General features: G+C 73.2%; 12 protein-coding genes and 1 pseudogene. 7 read left to right on the top strand and 6 right to left on the bottom strand.

Annotated features, from left to right (window positions below; translation table 11 throughout):
* Positions 1-404: hypothetical protein (locus tag ACWD68_RS37905; RefSeq protein WP_451811012.1), on the bottom strand; the 404-nt coding region annotated here is incomplete at its 3' end.
* A 284-nt stretch (positions 405-688) separates the two neighbouring features.
* Positions 689-1462: a hypothetical protein gene (locus ACWD68_RS37900; RefSeq protein ID WP_451811011.1), complete on the bottom strand. Its 774-nt coding sequence runs from the start codon at positions 1460-1462 to the stop codon at positions 689-691.
* A 536-nt stretch (positions 1463-1998) separates the two neighbouring features.
* Between ACWD68_RS37900 and ACWD68_RS37895 the strand changes: the two genes are divergently transcribed.
* Positions 1999-2688 (top strand): LysM peptidoglycan-binding domain-containing protein, encoded by a 690-nt coding sequence (locus ACWD68_RS37895; protein WP_451811010.1) that lies wholly within the window; start codon positions 1999-2001, stop codon positions 2686-2688.
* A 118-nt stretch (positions 2689-2806) separates the two neighbouring features.
* The gene (locus tag ACWD68_RS37890) at positions 2807-3403 is read left to right on the top strand and encodes a transglycosylase family protein (RefSeq protein WP_451811009.1); all 597 of its coding nucleotides are present in this window, start codon (positions 2807-2809) and stop codon (positions 3401-3403) included.
* 69 nt (positions 3404-3472) lie between these two features.
* On the opposite strand, the gene ACWD68_RS37885 is transcribed toward ACWD68_RS37890, so the two are convergent.
* The 3 genes and pseudogenes from ACWD68_RS37885 to ACWD68_RS37875 all read right to left on the bottom strand — a co-directional run.
* The gene (locus ACWD68_RS37885) at positions 3473-4207 is read right to left on the bottom strand and encodes an ABC transporter ATP-binding protein (RefSeq protein WP_451811008.1); all 735 of its coding nucleotides are present in this window, start codon (positions 4205-4207) and stop codon (positions 3473-3475) included.
* A complete protein-coding gene (locus tag ACWD68_RS37880; protein WP_451811007.1) occupies positions 4204-7218 on the bottom strand; it encodes an ABC transporter permease subunit in 3015 nt (1004 codons plus the stop codon). Before ACWD68_RS37880 ends, ACWD68_RS37885 begins: the two co-directional genes overlap by 4 nt.
* Before the next feature lie 104 nt (positions 7219-7322).
* Positions 7323-7796, bottom strand: a pseudogene (locus ACWD68_RS37875) (hypothetical protein); the annotation flags it as partial.
* Positions 7797-7918: 122 nt separating this feature from the next.
* Between ACWD68_RS37875 and ACWD68_RS37870 the strand changes: the two are divergent.
* From ACWD68_RS37870 to ACWD68_RS37855, 4 genes are all read left to right on the top strand, one after another.
* Positions 7919-8461, top strand: a complete 543-nt coding sequence (locus ACWD68_RS37870) for a hypothetical protein (RefSeq protein WP_451811006.1) — start codon at positions 7919-7921, stop codon at positions 8459-8461.
* Between the two features lie 6 nt (positions 8462-8467).
* Positions 8468-9748 (top strand): ABC transporter substrate-binding protein, encoded by a 1281-nt coding sequence (locus tag ACWD68_RS37865; RefSeq protein WP_451811005.1) that lies wholly within the window; start codon positions 8468-8470, stop codon positions 9746-9748.
* Positions 9749-9986: 238 nt separating this feature from the next.
* The gene (locus ACWD68_RS37860; RefSeq protein WP_451811004.1) at positions 9987-10988 is read left to right on the top strand and encodes a helix-turn-helix transcriptional regulator; all 1002 of its coding nucleotides are present in this window, start codon (positions 9987-9989) and stop codon (positions 10986-10988) included.
* 354 nt (positions 10989-11342) lie between these two features.
* Positions 11343-11558 (top strand): I78 family peptidase inhibitor, encoded by a 216-nt coding sequence (locus ACWD68_RS37855; RefSeq protein WP_451811003.1) that lies wholly within the window; start codon positions 11343-11345, stop codon positions 11556-11558.
* A 149-nt stretch (positions 11559-11707) separates the two neighbouring features.
* Here the strand turns inward: ACWD68_RS37855 and ACWD68_RS37850 are convergent, their stop codons facing one another.
* Entirely contained in the window at positions 11708-12733 is a 1026-nt protein-coding gene (locus tag ACWD68_RS37850; RefSeq protein WP_451811002.1) for a phosphatase PAP2 family protein, read from the bottom strand.
* Positions 12734-13604: 871 nt separating this feature from the next.
* Between ACWD68_RS37850 and ACWD68_RS37845 the strand changes: the two genes are divergently transcribed.
* The gene (locus ACWD68_RS37845; protein WP_451811001.1) at positions 13605-15275 is read left to right on the top strand and encodes an MFS transporter; all 1671 of its coding nucleotides are present in this window, start codon (positions 13605-13607) and stop codon (positions 15273-15275) included.
* Positions 15276-15415 lie beyond the last annotated feature (140 nt).

The raw sequence follows: 15415 nt of genomic DNA, 5'->3' as shown, positions 1-15415 counted from the left end.
CAAGGATCTCGGGGTCGAGGAGGCAGGAGACGGTCTGCCGGGCGGTCTCGTAGATGCCGTCGCGTGTCTCCATGTGCGGGCGGCAGCGCGGCCGGGATGTGGTGCATCCCGGTGCCGTGCTGGCGCGCGCCCGGCTGCCAGACGGAGGTCGCCGTCGAGGTCGGCCCGTGCTGCGCGGCGATCTGCCGCGCGGTCTGCGCCCCCGCGCTGTACGAGCTGTAGGCGTTGTACGAGCCCGACGAGCTGTACGAATTCGCACCGCGCCCGAGGCTCCCGAAGGCCGTGAAGCCCAGCTCCTCCTCGCCGTACCGGTCGCCGGGCAGCGTCCTGAAGGATCTGACCCACTCGGCGTAGAGCGCGTCGTAGATCGGTGTGGGAGATGGGCCGTCCTGAGGGCTCTGCACCGGTCGCGACGCCGGCACCTCTCTGCTCGAACGGACGGGGGAGCCCGAGGGAGGGACCGGCTGGAAGGGCCGGCGGCCGGGGGCGTCGTAGGTGTGCACGTACGTGCCAACGACCCCGCCGCCCGGCAGATGCGGCCAACACGGTCATTTCGCAGGCCACCCGGAGTCAGTGGCGTGCGTGAGGGCGCGGGGAACCGCGCGGACAACCCTCCCCGGCCGGAGCCGGCCGGCGACCCCTCAGTTCCCCGGCGAACCCCGCCGGGCGCCCGTGTACCGCCGCGCCCTCACGTACCCGCGAGCGGCATCGCGGCCGCGACCAGCTTGCCGTTGGCCGCCGCCTTGTCGAGCGCGTCGCGCAGCAGGTCCTCCCGGGGCTGACGGCCGATGGAGCCGACCGGCGCCGCGAACAGCAGCACCTGCTGGTGCTTGTTGGCGGCGGCGCGCCAGCTCTCGGTGACCTGGAGCGCCTGGTGTGCCTGCCACCAGGCGACGGGCGAGCCGCCGCCGGTGCCCGGCTGCAGCACGGCGTGCAGCTGGCCCATGGCGAGCAGTACGGACCAGCCGTGCAGGACCGGCGGCACCGAGTTCAGCTCGGTCGCGGGCATGAAGCCCTGCTCGATCAGCAGGGGCAGGAAGTCGTCGCCGATGTCGGTCGAGCCGGGGCGCACGATCGGCCCGGTCGGTTCGACGACGAGCGCCGGGTGCAACTCGCCGTTGATGAGGACGAGCCCGCTGGTGACGCCGAGCACGGCCTGCTCGGGGGCGGAGCCGGCGGGAGGGCCGTCGGGGTGGATCGAGCGGACGGCGCCCTGGAGCTGCTCCTCGGTGACCTGCACGACCTGTGAGGGCAGGCAGGTGGCGTGGGCGAAGGCGAGGACGGCGGTCTCGTCGCCGATGAACAGGACGGTGCTGGTGCGCTCCTGTTCCGAGTCGCCCGGGGTGCGGCACGACGTGCAGTCGTAGCTGCCGGGGGCGTTCTCTCCGGCGAGCAGCCGGTCGGCTTCTTCGTCGCCGATCTCGGCGCGTACGTCGTCGCTGACGTCGAGCATGCGCGGCACGGTGGCTCCTCGGGATGCGGTGCGTGGCGGTGCCGGGTGGCTCCCGGCCCATGAATCGGGGGTTCCCGGCTCACGAAGATGTCAACGGGTGATCTGTGGCCGGAGTCACGCTCGAGAGCGAACGGAATCGAACCATCCGACGCCCACGGTGAAGTCACCCCCGGAATTGGTTACTCCGAGTCAACTTCCAGGAGTCCGACGGAAGTTGAGTGGGTGAAGTGAGTCACAGATCGCAAGGGGAGCAGGTCGACAAATCCGGAAATCACCCAATGAAGTGGGTGGCCGAAAATCGACGGTACCTGCGGTAACGGCGAACTGGCCTCGAATGACAAAGAGTTGGTTGATATCGGGGCGCCCGGCTCCATAGATTCCTGCGCCGTGTGCACAGAGCACCGCTCGGGTACGTCCGCCGGCCGCACCACACCGGACCACAGCACAGCCTTCGGCGGACGGGGGCGGAGCGCGACGGCCGCGTCCTACACGCCGGCCGCCGCGTCCCGTCCTGGGGGACCCCGGGTGTTTCGAGAGGGAATTACATGTCCGCATGTGCCGATAGCACTCACGAGAACAGTCACAAGGCTCGTACGGCGAACAAGACGCGTACGACGGCGGTCCTCGCCGGGGCGGCACTGCTCGCCCCGCTCGGACTGCTCGCCGCGACCGGCGACGCCGCCGCGGCCGACAGTGGAGTGTGGGACCGCATCGCCCAGTGCGAGAGCGGCGGAAACTGGCACATCAACACCGGCAACGGCTACTACGGGGGGCTTCAGTTCTCCGCCGGTACCTGGCGCGCCTACGGCGGCACGGCCTACGCGCCGACCGCCGACCAGGCCTCCAGGGGCGCGCAGATAGCCGTCGCGTCCAAGGTCCAACGCGCACAGGGCTGGGGCGCCTGGCCCACCTGCTCGGCCCGCGCCGGAGCCTACGGAAACGCGCCCGCTTCGGGCGCGGGGTCGGCCGCGGGAGCGGCGACCAACAAGTCGGCGCCCAAGTCGGCGCCCAAGTCCGCCCCGGCGAAGCAGGCACCGGCAAAGACGCCGGCACGTCCGTCGGGCCACACCGACCGCGGCGTGTCCCGCGGTGACTACACCGTCCGCGCCGGCGACACCCTGAGTGCCATCGCCGCGCGGCACGGGACCACCTGGCGGAAGCTCTACGCCGCCAACGAGACCGTCATCGGCGGTGATCCCGACCTGATCGTGCCCGGCCAGCGGCTCGACGTCTGAGCCCCGCTCCCCCTCGTCCCGGGCACGGGGCCCCACCCGGTCGTCCGACCGGGTGGGGCCCTGGGCGTGCCGGGCGCGGCTCGGCGAGAGGGCGCGACGCGCTGCATAGCGTGGCCCGATGCCTCTCATGCCGACCAGGCGGACCCTGCCGATCAAGTGGACCGCGTCCGGTTCGCCGGGCGGGCGCGTCCGGTACGCGGTTGTTGTCGCCGCCGTGCTGGCCGCCCTCGTTCCCCAGGCCGCGGCCGCTGTGCCGCGATCCGCGCATCCGGGCCCCCGGACGGCCGGGGCGTCCTACGACTGCGCGGACGACGAGTGGCCCTGGGGCTGTCTCGCCGAGTGCGAGAGCAACGGACGCTGGCACGCGAACACCGGGAACGGTTTCTACGGTGGGCTGCAGTTCTGGCCGCCCACCTGGAAGGAGTTCGGGGGGCTCGCCTACGCTCCCCGCGCCGATCTCGCCACCCGCGCGCAGCAGATCAAGGTCGCCAAGAAGGTGCTGGCCGTCCAGGGCTGGGCGGCCTGGCCCGCCTGTTCCAAGGAGTACGGACTCCAGGTCCGCTTCCATGTGGTGAAGACCGGCGAGACACTCTCGTCGATCGCCCGCAAGTACCGGATCAAGGGCGGCTGGCAGGCCCTCTACAAGGCCAATGCGAAGAAGATCGGCATCAATGCGGACCGGCTCGAGGCGGGCACCCGGCTCGTCATCCCCTAGGGCGTGTCCGGCCGGACAGGTCCTGGGCAGCCGTCCGTGGTCCGGACCGGGTGAAGCCGGGCGCCCGGCTCAGCATCCGGCGGGCGGCGGGCGGCGCCCGGACCGCGGACCCCGCTCCGGTCGGCGCGCTCCCGACCCCGGAGGCCGCCCTCTCCGCGCCGCCGCCTCGGCCGCCTCTCCGCTGAAGACGACGGCGCCACGGCGCAGTTCATGGACGTACGTCGTCCGGCCCGCCCGCGCGCGCAGCCCCGGAGGCATGCGCTGCTCGGCGACCACCACGCACGCGTCGAGAGCGCCGAGCAGTTCGTACGTCCGGGCCGCGACCGCCGGCGACATGCCCTGCGCGGGTTCGTCGACGAGCACCACGCGCGCGCGTGACAGCAGGGCGCGGGAGAGGGCGAGCATGCGCTGTTCGCCCCCGGAGAGGGTGCCGGCGCGGCGGGGGAGGAGGGGCGCCAGGTGCGGATAGGCGTCCAGGGCGGCCGTGATGTCGGCCGCCGCGAGCTCCAGGTTCTCGCGGACGGTCAGCGAACCGAACACGGCCCGGCGTTCCGGGACGAGGCACAGTCCGCGCCGGGCCCGCTCGAACGCGGGCACGCGCGTGATGTCGGCGCCGTCCCAGACGACGGCACCCGCGGACAGCGGCACGGTTCCGGCGAGGGCGCGCAGCACGGTCGTACGTCCGGAGCCGTTGCGGCCCAGCAGAACGGTGAGGCCGGGGCCGGGGGCCACCAGGGTCACGCCGTGCAGGGCCTCCAGGGGGCCGTAGCGCACGCGCGCGTGGCGCAGGGCGATGCCGCTCATCCGCCGGTCCTCGTGTCCAGGACGCGGTCGGCGGGCCCCGAGGTGACGATCCGTCCGGCCGCCATGACGTGGACGGTGTGGGCCAGGTCGGCGACCAGATCGAGATCGTGCTCGACGACCAGGAGGGCCATGCCGTCCGCGGCCAGTGCCCGCAGCACGCGGGCCAGCGCGGTCACCTCGCCGGTGTCGAGACCGGCCGCGGGTTCGTCGAGCAGCAGCACCCGGGGGCTTCCGGCGAGCGCCCGGGCCAGCTCGACGCGCCGGAGCGTCCCGGTCGGCAGCCCCGCCGCGGGCAGCGACCGCACCGGCCCGTCCAGCTCGAACAGGCGCAACGCCCGCTCCACCGCCCCCGGATCGGCGATCCGACCCTGCTCGGCTCCGACGCGCACGTTCTCGGCCACGGTCAGCGACGGGAAGACCGCCAGCTGCTGAAAGGTCCGCGCGATCCCAAGCCGCGTCCGCGCGTGCGCCGCGAGGCGGGTGATGTCCCGCCCGCCGAGCAGCACCTGTCCGCCCGACGGTCGCAGCGTCCCCGCCAGACAGTGGAAGAGGGTGCTCTTCCCGGCGCCGTTGGGCCCCACGACCGCGGTGACCCGGCCCGGCGGGATGTCGAGGAAGACCCCGTCGAGAGCGGTGAACCCGCCGTAGGCGACGTGGAGCCGACGGGCGGTCAGCGGGGGCGGCGGAGTCCGGGCGGGGCGGTGGGCGCCGTCCGAGGGTGGCCTTGTCGCGCGGGGTCGGCCAGGAGATTCGGCCGCCACGGGGGGAGCCGGGGGCTCGGCACGCGCCGGGCGGCCGGGAGGCCCGGCCGGCACCGAGGGAGGAGGACCGGCGTCCGGCGCTGCGGAAGCCGGTCCCGGTCGGGCCGGACGCCCCGGGGGCGACTGCCGTGCCGGGTGCGCACCGCGTACCGGCCGTCGCGGGTCCGGCGGGCTCCCCGGCCCGTGGGCGTCCTGGTCCGGAAAGCGCGGAAAGCGCGGGACGGGCGGGACGGGCGGGACGGGCTGGACGGGGGAGTCGGGGGAGTCGGGGGAGTCGGACAGGGCGGGGGAGCCGGGGCGCGGCCGCCCGGAGGCGCCCGGCTCGCTCCGGCCCGGGCCTGCCGGCGCCACGGTCCCCGTGGCCACCCGCGGCAGGGCCCCGGGCCGCCCGCCCTCCACCGGCCGCAGATTCCGGCGGACGCGCGCGCCCAGCGGTGTCAGGGTCGCCCGGCGGTGCGGCCGGAGCCGGGACGCCGCCGCGCGCAGGGCCTCGTAGGGGCCTTCGGGGAAGCGGCCGACGAGGACGGCGAGGACTCCGATCAGAGCCGCCGCCACCCCGCCGCGGGCCCCCGCGTCGAGCCCGACCAGCAGAGCCGCGGCGACGAGCGCCCCGAGGACACTGTCGGCGCCGAGCACGACGACCGCCGCGAACCAGAGCAGACCGCGGACGGGGTCGTACGCGGCGGCGTCGAAGGCGCGCAGGCCCATGCCGAGCATGCCGCCGCCCAGCGCGGCCAGCGCGGCCCCCGCGACGAACGCGGTCAGTTTCAGGGCCGGGACGCGGACGCCCGCCGCGGACGCGCCCGCCTCGTGGTCACGCATGGCGGCCAGGGTGCGGCCCGTCCGGCCCCGGCGCAGCGTGTGCGCCGCGAGCAACGCGGCCGCCAGCAGGACGAGTTCGAGGACGTAGTACGCGCGGTCGCCGTCGAACCCGGCCGGACGCCCCAGGGACAGGCCGGCCACCGCGTACGGCTGCGCGAAGACGAAGCGGCTGACGCCCACGCCCACCGCGAAGGTGGCCACCGCGAGCGCCAGACCGTGCCGTCTGATGGCCGGCCACCCGGTCAGCACGCCGAGCGGGGCCACCAGGAGCACGGCCACCGCCAGCGCGGCCAGCTCCGGCAGCCGGGGCAGACCCGGGAAGCGGCCCGCCGCCAGCAGCGCCGTGAAGAGGGCGCCCAGACCGGCGTACGCGGCCTGCCCCAGCGAGATCTGGCCGCCGCGGCCGCTCACCACGACCAGGGACAGCAGGACGACACCGAGTGCGGGCACCTGCACCGAGGTGTGCAGGTCCGAGCCCGCGAGACCGAGCGGCAGCAGGAACAGGACCACGGCCACGGCACACGCCCCGGGCGGGGTCGACACGCGGGCCGGCGCCGTGCGCGGGAGCGCGTCGCGGGCTCCGATACCGGGCAGGACGAGCGCGGCGACCAGCAGCGCGACCACGAAGAGGTTGGCGCCGACCGCCTGGAGCAGGGGTTCCGCCCACCCCGAGGGGTGCAGCCGGGTGAGCTGGCTCTGCGCGACCCCGATGCCGAGGGCGACGACGACGGCCACCGGGAGGCTGCGCATCCGGGCGGCAACCGCGACGGCCATCACCTCCATGACGAGCAGCGGCATGCCGTACGGGTCCAGCCGTACGTACGGCGCGAGGAGCACGCCCGTCAGGCCCGCCGTGAACGAGCCGAAGGCCCAGCCGGCCGCGGCCACCCGGTCCGCGTCGATACCGCCGAGCACCGCCAGCGAGCGGTCGTCGACGACGGCCCGCAGCTCCGTGCCGAAGCGGGTCCAGCGGGTCACCGCGCCCACACCCACGGCCAGCGATACCGCCACCGCCAGCTGCCCCCAGGGATCGGCCGACACCAGCGTCGGCGCGTCCGCCCGCGCGCCCGTGCCCCACACCAGCACCGCCCCGCCGACCAGCAGCACGAAGACACCGATGGACGCGACGAGGGTCTGCGCCGGGTCGCCGCCGAGGACGGACAGCGGCCGGAAGACGAAGCGCTCCAGGGCCATGCCGATGGCCGGGGCCACCAGCAGCAGCGTCACCGAGGCGCCGAGCGCGAGCGGCCAGCCCCACTCGACCGTGAACTGGCGCAGCAGATAGGCGCACACCATCGCGATCGCGCCGTGCGCGAAGTTGAGCACGCCGGTGGCGCGGTAGGTGACGATCAGCCCGATCCCGGTGAGCGCGGCGGCACTGCCGACCGAGAGACCGGCGAGGGTGAGGTCGTACGTCAGCGACGCCATCAGTCGTCCGGATCGGTGGACGGTCCCTCGGGGTCGGACGGCCGTTCGGTGAGGGGCGGCCCACCGTGGGCGACGGCGGGCCGCTCGTGCCCGTCGGCGTCGGGGTCGTCGGCGTCGTCCGGTTCGCAGATGGGGCACGGCCCCAGGTCCCCGTTCGCCAGAACGCGCGAGTCGACCGGTACGGCCTCCGGCTTCCCGGCGACCAGGGGGCAGTCCGCGCGGTGGTACAGGGTGCCGCCGGGCACCATGAGGAGGGCGCCGCTGACGGCGAGGGGCGCGGCCGCGGCCCGCCCGGAGCCCTCGGCGTCGACGGGCCCCGCGGCCACCAGCAGCCCGTACAGCTCCTCGACACGGGCCGCCGCCGGAGCGTTCCTGCCGTGCGTGAGCAGCACCGCGCCGGCGATGATCAGCGCGGCTCCGGGCACGGTGCAGGAGGCGAGGTAGGGCAGCTGGCGTTCCGCGTACCGCTCACCGGAGATGCCGTACCAGCCGATGACGCACAGCACCGCCCCGGCGGCGAGCGCGGCCCAGCCGGCCCACAGGACGGGGTGCACGGTCCGCAGTCGAGCTGTCCGCATCCGGACTCCCACACGTCGTGTATCTGTCCATGTCAGCCAATGGCTTGCACTATGCCCTCTGGAAGCTGACCCTGAAAGCACCGGGCGCGTATGGCCCGGACCGACACCCGGTGGTGAGCCAGATGGTTCTCGGGAGCGACCTCAGGCGGGGGAACGCGCGGAGAGTGGCGGCGACGGCGGTTCTCGTCCTCGCCGCGGCCCTCACGGCATGCAGCGACGACAGCGGCGGCGCGAGTACGGCTCCGCCCACACCCTCCGTGGAGAAGTCCACCAGCGCACAGCCCAGCGCCACGGCCCCGACCGACCCGGCGGCGGCCGAGCAGGAGATCAAGCAGAACTGGGAGAAGTTCTTCGACCCTGCCGTCTCCACCAAGGACAAGCAGGCCGTTCTGGAGAACGGCGACCGGATGGCGCAAGTGCTGCAGGGCTTCAACGGCGACCAGCGCGGCCAGGAGGTGAAGGCGAAGGTCGAGAAGGTCGAGTTCACCTCCCCGACCGACGCGAACGTGACCTACACGCTGACCCTGAAGGGCGCCACGGCCCTGCCGAACGCCTCGGGGACGGCCGTCGAGCAGGACGGTACGTGGAAGGTCTCCGTCAAGACGCTCTGCGCGCTGGTCCAGCTGAGCGGCGACGCATCGTCGAGCGCTGCCCCGGGCTGCTGAGCGGCGGTGCGGCACACAGCGGCCGGGGCCGCCGCCGCGGGCCTGCTGCTCCTGCTGGGCACGGCCTGCGGCAGCCGGCTCCCCGAGAGCGACTTCGGGAACCGCGCCACGCCCACGTCCCCGGTGACCGCCGAGCCGATCCGCGTCGGCGTCATCAGCAGCGCCACCAGCCCCGTCGGCGGCTCCGCCTTCACCGGACCGCGTGACGGGGCGAAGGCGTACTTCGACCGGCTCAACGCCCGGGGCGGCATCGACGGGCGGCGGGTCGAGGTGCGGCTGTGCGACGACGGCGGCAGCGGCGTCGGCAACAACGAGTGCGTGCACCGGCTGATCGACGAGGACAAGGTCGTCGCGCTCGTCGCCACCACCGCCCTCGACTACGCGGGCGCCTCCCGGGTGTCCCGCGCGCGCGTGCCCGACATCGGAGGCCAGCCCATCGGCCCGGCCTACGACACCTATCCGCACCTCTACGGGATCTACGGCAGCCTCGCGCCACGCGACGGCACGCCCGGCTGGGGCGGCAAGCTGTACGGCGGCACCGAGGTCTACCGCTACTTCAAGCGCGTCCAGGGCGCCCGTACGGCCGCCGTCGTCTCCTACAACCAGTCCGCCTCCGCCGCCTACGCCCGGCTGGTCACCCAGGGGCTCAGGGCCGAGGGCTACCGGGTCGTCACCGAACAGGTCGACTTCGCGCTGCCCAATTTCCGTGCCGCCGCGGCGGACCTGAAGGAACAGGGCGCCGATCTCGTCTTCGACGCCATCGACACCCACGGCAACGCCCAGCTGTGCAAGGCCATGGACGATGTCGGCGCCCATGTCACCGCCAAGGTCACCAACGTCCAGAACTGGACCTCCACCGTGCCCGAGGACTACAAGGACGCACCGCGCTGCCGCAACGCGCTGTGGGCCACCGGGTCGAGCCGCGACTACGAGGACGCCGGGGATCCCGCCGTACGGGAGTTCCGCGACGCGACCGCGGGACTGAAGACGCGTTCCCAGTGGCAGCTGGAGGGGTGGGCGGCGGCGCGGTGGTTCACGGACGCGGCGAGGGCGTGTGGGCGGGCGGGCGTCACGCGGGGGTGCGTCGACGCGTTCATGAACCGGGGCGAGCCCTACACCGCGGGCGGGCTGCTGATTCCGGTCACGTACGAGCGGTCGGCGAACCCGCCGAAGACGCGTCGGACCTGCCTCGCGGTGGCCCGCTGGCGCGACGGCCGGGGCTGGGTGTCCCAGGGGGACATGAACGCGACCTGCTTCGACGTGCCGCAGATCGCCTACCGGCCGTGAGCCGCTGTCCCCGCCCCGTCCGCCCACTTCGCCCCCTTCGCCTCCTCCGCCCCCTTCACCCCGTCCGCCCTCAACCGTCCCGTGCCTGAGGGCTGCCGCCGCAGGGCGCGGACCGCTCGAGCCTCTCCGGCGTTCGGGGAGCGGCGTTCGGGGAGCGGTCCGGGGCGGAGTCGCGGGTACGAGACCGGCCGAGACTTGCGGACAGTCGCTGTCCGCAAGGGCTGGCAGACTCGGGAGCATGTTGGAGACATCCGCACGACTGCTGCGCCTGCTCTCACTGCTGCAGGCCCACCGCGAATGGTCGGGCGCGGACCTCGCCGGGCGGCTGGGCGTGACCCCGCGCACGGTCCGCCGTGACGTGGACCGGCTGCGCGAGCTGGGCTATCCCGTCAACGCCAGCCCGGGCACGGGCGGCGGCTACCAGCTCGGCGCGGGGGCCGAGCTGCCGCCGCTGCTTCTGGACGACGACGAGGCGGTCGCCGTGGCCGTCGGACTGCGCACGGCGGCCGGGCAGGGCATCGACGGCATCGGCGAGTCCTCCGTCCGTGCCCTCGCCAAGCTGGAGCAGGTCCTGCCGAGCCGGCTGCGCCGCCGGGTCGGCGCCCTGAACGCCTTCACCGTGCCGATGCTGCGCGGCCCGCAGCCCTCCGCCGTCGACCCCGCCGTCCTCACCGAGCTGGCCAACGCCTGCCGCGACAGCGAGCGGCTGCGCTTCGAGTACCGCGACCACGGCGGCTCCTCGACGCGCCGCACCGTCGAGCCGTACCGGCTGGTGTGCACCGAGCGCCGCTGGTACCTGGTCGCCTGGGACGCCGACCGTGACGACTGGCGTACGTTCCGGGCCGACCGCATCACGCCGAAGCCGCCGCACGGACCGCGCTTCACGCCCCGTACGCCACCGGCGGAGGATCTGGCCGCGTATGTCTCCAAGGGCGTCTCCACGCGCGCGTACGCCACGAACGCCGTCGTCCGGCTGCTGGTGCCGCTGGAGGAGGCCGCCGCGCGGATCTCCCCCTCGACCGGCACCCTGGAGGCCTCCGGGAAGGACAACTGCATTCTGCGCACCGGGGCGGCGAGCCTCGACGTCATGGTCATTCACGTGATGCTGATGGGTTTCGAGTTCGAGATCATCGAACCCGCCGAGCTCGGCGACGCGATCAGAACGGCCCGGGACCGGCTGTCCCGGGCGCTGGAGAGACAGGGTTCGCAGGAGGCGTCGAGCACGGCCGTGATGCCGTAGTGGACACCCCGGGAGCAGGCGGATGCCGTGCGGGGGTTCTGTGCCGGAACCGTGTATTTCTTATGCGGCGTCAGCTTCCGTGTCACGCGGCGGAATCGGGGCGCACGGGAATGGAAAGGCGCCACCGGCTTCACGGATCCGCGCATTCCACATGACTATTCGGTCGCTCTCCCGGCGGCTCCGAATTACGTTCGAAGGCGTGCGGAACACGTAGGGAACCCCTCATACGTGTGACGGAGTTCGGCGAAACGCGCGTCGTGATCCTGTGACAGAAGTGTGACCGGCGGGGGATAGGTGACTGCTGGTCGCCGATCGGGCTTCCACCGCCGGGGCGAGCCGCCTAACGTGGCGGTCATGGCACCCATTCATCCCTCCAGCACAGAGCCGCAGGACAGCCCGGAGCGTTATGTCGGACTGGAGGTGAGCAGCGCCGAGGAGCGCGCGCGGGAGCACGGCTGGTCCTCGGTGCGCTCGCTGCCCCCCGGCGCGATCATCACGATGGAATACCTCGTGGGACGGCTGAACTTCGAGGTCACGGACGATACGGTGACGCGCTGCTGGAAGGGCTGAGCACCCGGCCGCGGCCGGTGGTGCGACCGGGGGTGGCACCGGTACGCCGGAACGCGAGGGGGCGGCACAGGAACGTGCGAAGGCCCCGGCTCGTCGAGCCGGGGCCTTCGCGGTGCGGGGAGAGGTTGTGCGTACCGGCCCCGCGGTTCTCAGCCGCCGCCCGCCAGGGGGCGGGCCGAGGCGGTCGTGGCCGCGCGGGCACGATCCGCGTGCGGCGGGCGGCGGCTGCCCACCGGGGTCACCGGAGTGCGCTCCGAGCGGGCGGTGTGCGGGCCCGGGGCCAGGTGGACGGGGGCTCTGTTCGGGCGGGACGCGACCGTCTCGCGGGCAGGCACCTCGCCGTCCACGGCGGAGGGCTGCGTGGCCATGACGGGTGCGCCGACCGGCGAGGGCATCGGTGCGGGTGCCATACCGCCGCCACGGGCGCGCAGGATGTCGCGCAGCGCGAAGATCCAGGCCTCGGCGCGGGCGATCAGCGGCTCGCACCAGGGCAGCGCCAGCAGGATCAGCAGGCCCGCTGCCCAGCCCAGCAGGACGTCGCTCAGCCAGTGCGTACCCAGGTACACGGTGGTGAGGCCGACGCCGAGGGAGGTCACGGCGGACAGGGCGGAGAGCCAGCGTCTGGCCCTCGGGGTCGACGCGAGATAGGCCAGGATTCCCCAGGTCACGACGGCGTTGGCGGTGTGGCCGGAAGGGAATATATCGCCGCCCATGCCCATTTCGTTCGAGCCGATCGTGATGGCGTAGTGCGGGCCGAGACGGCCCATGCCGAGCTTCGCGGCGCCGACCGTGACGTTGAGGAGCAGCAGGGACGCGCCCAGGGTGAGCAGCGGGCGCAGCGTGTGCTGCCGCCAGGAGCGCCAGCCCAGCCAGGCGGCGACCATCACGGCGGTGGGGCCGCGCTGGCCGAGCACCACGTAGTAGTCCAGGAACGCGTGGATCTCCGGCCACTGCTGATAGGGCCGGAAGAACATGACCTGCCAGTCGAACCGGACCAGCCATGACGTGATCGCCACGGCCCACACGATCGCCAGGTAGAAGGCCAGGGTCGCCGTGAAGAGGACAACCCTGTGCCGGGTCATCCTCGGCACATCGATGTTGGCCGGCCGTTCCGGCTCACGGTCCAGCCGGGCGAAGACCCGGTCCAGACGGGTGAGGTTTCGTTCGGTACGCACTCAATCGACGTTACAGCGAGTGAGCTGCGTTCCAGGCCGATTCACTCGGTTTGTGATGACGATGTGATGTGGGATTCCTCTCAGGATCATGTTTATTTCCAATGAATCTCCAATCCCCGAAGCGTGGAGCCTTCAATTCAATTGATCCCTTCCGCTTCGGTTTTATGGCGCTTATGTATTCGTTCACCGAATGATGGTGTGGAATTGTCCGGCCGCTCACCGGCCCCGGGCGGCCGCCGCCGAGCCCGCCGAGCCCGCCGAGCCCGCCGAGCCGGTCACGGATCGGCGCGGCTCCCGTGACCTGCCCGTCGGCCGGACCGGGCGTCGAGACAGCCGGGCGGGCGCTCGCCTGTGCCGTGACCCGCCCCGCGGCGCGTGACCGGCGGTGCCGGGCGGCGCGATGATCATGCCGAGGGCGTGCCGCCACAAGCGTGCGCCGCTCGCCCGGGGCGTGCTTCCGTCCCGCCGGTGATCTCCCACGAACGAGGTATCTCCGCCACTGCGGAACCCCGGCCTCCACCACCCTCACCGGCCGGGTCGGCCCGGCGGGCGGGCGCAGGGCGGCGCGCGCGGACGCGAGCCAGAGGGAGAGCGGGTGACGCGCGGCGGGGAAAGCGGGGAGAGCGGGTGACGCGCGGCGGGGGAGGCCTCGCAGGGCGTGACCGAGGCCCGGCGATCGTGGCGTACGCCACACGCCCTGCCGGGAGAACGTGAGAGGTCCGCCACGTGTCATCGGGGGGAACTCGCGTACGCTGACGGCTCACTCGCCTTTGTTGCGTGGGCCCAGGATTCCGCTCTTCGGGCCGCAGCCCCCAGGGAGTCCCCACCCTGCGGATCCGCCGATCGCGAGGGAACCTCTGGAGGTACGTACATGTCCGGGACGACCACGGCCGCTGCGCGATGCCGTCGGGAGACCGGGGCCGGTGCCAACCGCTGGGTCGTTCTCGTCGTTCTGTGCGTCAGCCTCCTGCTGGTCGCCGTCGACGCCACCGTGCTCCACGTCGCGGTGCCCGCCGTCACCGAGGACCTGAAGCCCGGCGCGATAGAACTGCTCTGGATCGTCGACGTCTATCCGCTCGTCTGCGCCTCGCTCCTCATCCTCTTCGGCACGCTCGGTGACCGCGTCGGCCGACGGCGGGTCCTCCTCCTCGGATACGCCCTCTTCGGCGTCGCCTCCGGCATCGCGGCCCTCGCCGACAACGCCCAGGTCCTGATCGGCGCCCGCGCCCTGCTCGGCGTCGGCGGCGCGATGATCATGCCCGCCACACTGTCGATCCTGCGCCAGGTCTTCCCCGACCGGCGCGAACGGGCGCTCGCGATCGGCATCTGGAGCGCGGTCGCGGCCGTCGGCGCGGCGGTCGGACCGCTGCTCGGCGGCTTCCTCCTCGAACACTTCTGGTGGGGATCGGTCTTCCTCATCAACATCCCGCTGATGATCGTCAGCCTGCCGATCGGACGGCTGCTGCTGCCCGAGTCCCGCGGTGACCGCGACGGTCCCTGGGACGTGGTCGGCGCGCTGATGGCGGCCGCCGGTCTGTTCGGACTCGTCCTCGGCGTGAAGCGCCTCGGCGGCGGTGAGGCACCCTTCAGCCCTTTCACCCTGGCGCCGCTGCTCATCGGCGGTGTACTGATGGCCGGCTTCGTACGGCGTCAGCGGCGGCGCAAGCACCCGCTGGTGGACCTGCGGATGTTCGCGCGTCCCGCGTTCAGCACGTCGGTGGGATGCATCGTCCTCGCCATGCTCGCCCTGGTGGGCCTCGAGCTGATCGCCGCGCAGTACCTGCAGCTCGTGCTCGGCCTGTCACCGCTCCAGACCGGACTGCGGCTGCTGCCGCTCACCTTCGCGGCGATGGCCGCCGGACTCGCGGGAGCCAAGCTGCTGCGGCGGTTCGGGCCGCGCGCGATGGTCTGCTTCGGCTTCTGTCTCACCGCGGCCGCCGTGGTCACGCTCACCGCGATGGGCGGCGACGACAACACCGGGCTGCTGCTCTTCGGCTTCGTACTGCTCGGCTTCGGGCTGGAGACCACGCTCTTCGGGGCGTACGAGTCCATGCTGAGCGAGGCGCCGCAGGAGCAGTCCGGCGGGGCCGCGGCGATCGGCGAGACCTCGTACCAGCTGGGCGCCGGGATAGGGATCGCGCTGCTGGGGAGCGTGATGAACGCGGCGTACGCGCCCGGTCTGTCCTCCGTCCCCGGAGTCCCGGCGGCCGATTCGGCCGCGGCCGGGCACTCGCTGGGGGAGGCGTACGAAGTCGCCGACCGGCTCGGTGGGACGTCCGGCGGCGCCCTGCGGCAGGCAGCCAGGGACTCCTTCGTGCACGGCCTGCACGTGACACTGCTGGTGAGCGCGGCGCTGTTGCTGCTGGGCGCCGTGATGGCGCTGCGGTTGCCGCGGGTCATGGACTGCGGGGAACCCGCGACGGGCTCCGCCCCGGAGGCGAACTCCGTCCCGGCCGGGACTGGCTCCGGCACGGACTCCGCCTCGGGCCCGGCCGAGATCCCGGCTCCCCGGGACGTCGCCGAGACCCGCGTCTCCGCCTAGGGACGCCGACGGGCGTGCCGGACCCCGTGTCCGCGGCATGATCCGGACGGCAGCCCCCGAGCCTCCCTGGACTTGCGGGACACTGCGTCGTAACGTCGGGTCGAGATCCTTAACTAGCGGTGCTAGTTATCACCACGCCG

The sequence above is a fragment of the Streptomyces sp. NPDC005141 genome, assembly GCF_053599975.1.
This window is presented reverse-complemented; position numbering and strand designations above follow the sequence as displayed.

Excerpts from the sequence above, each read along its gene's own strand:
- ACWD68_RS37895 (WP_451811010.1), top strand. The coding sequence starts at position 1,999 with ATGTCCGCATGTGCCGATAGCACTCACGAGAACAGTCACAAGGCTCGT.
- ACWD68_RS37855 (WP_451811003.1), top strand. The coding sequence starts at position 11,343 with ATGGCACCCATTCATCCCTCCAGCACAGAGCCGCAGGACAGCCCGGAG.
- ACWD68_RS37870 (WP_451811006.1), top strand. The coding sequence starts at position 7,919 with ATGGTTCTCGGGAGCGACCTCAGGCGGGGGAACGCGCGGAGAGTGGCG.
- ACWD68_RS37845 (WP_451811001.1), top strand. The coding sequence starts at position 13,605 with ATGTCCGGGACGACCACGGCCGCTGCGCGATGCCGTCGGGAGACCGGG.
- ACWD68_RS37885 (WP_451811008.1), bottom strand. The coding sequence starts at position 4,207 with ATGAGCGGCATCGCCCTGCGCCACGCGCGCGTGCGCTACGGCCCCCTG.
- ACWD68_RS37880 (WP_451811007.1), bottom strand. The coding sequence starts at position 7,218 with ATGGCGTCGCTGACGTACGACCTCACCCTCGCCGGTCTCTCGGTCGGC.
- ACWD68_RS37860 (WP_451811004.1), top strand. The coding sequence starts at position 9,987 with ATGTTGGAGACATCCGCACGACTGCTGCGCCTGCTCTCACTGCTGCAG.
- ACWD68_RS37890 (WP_451811009.1), top strand. The coding sequence starts at position 2,807 with ATGCCTCTCATGCCGACCAGGCGGACCCTGCCGATCAAGTGGACCGCG.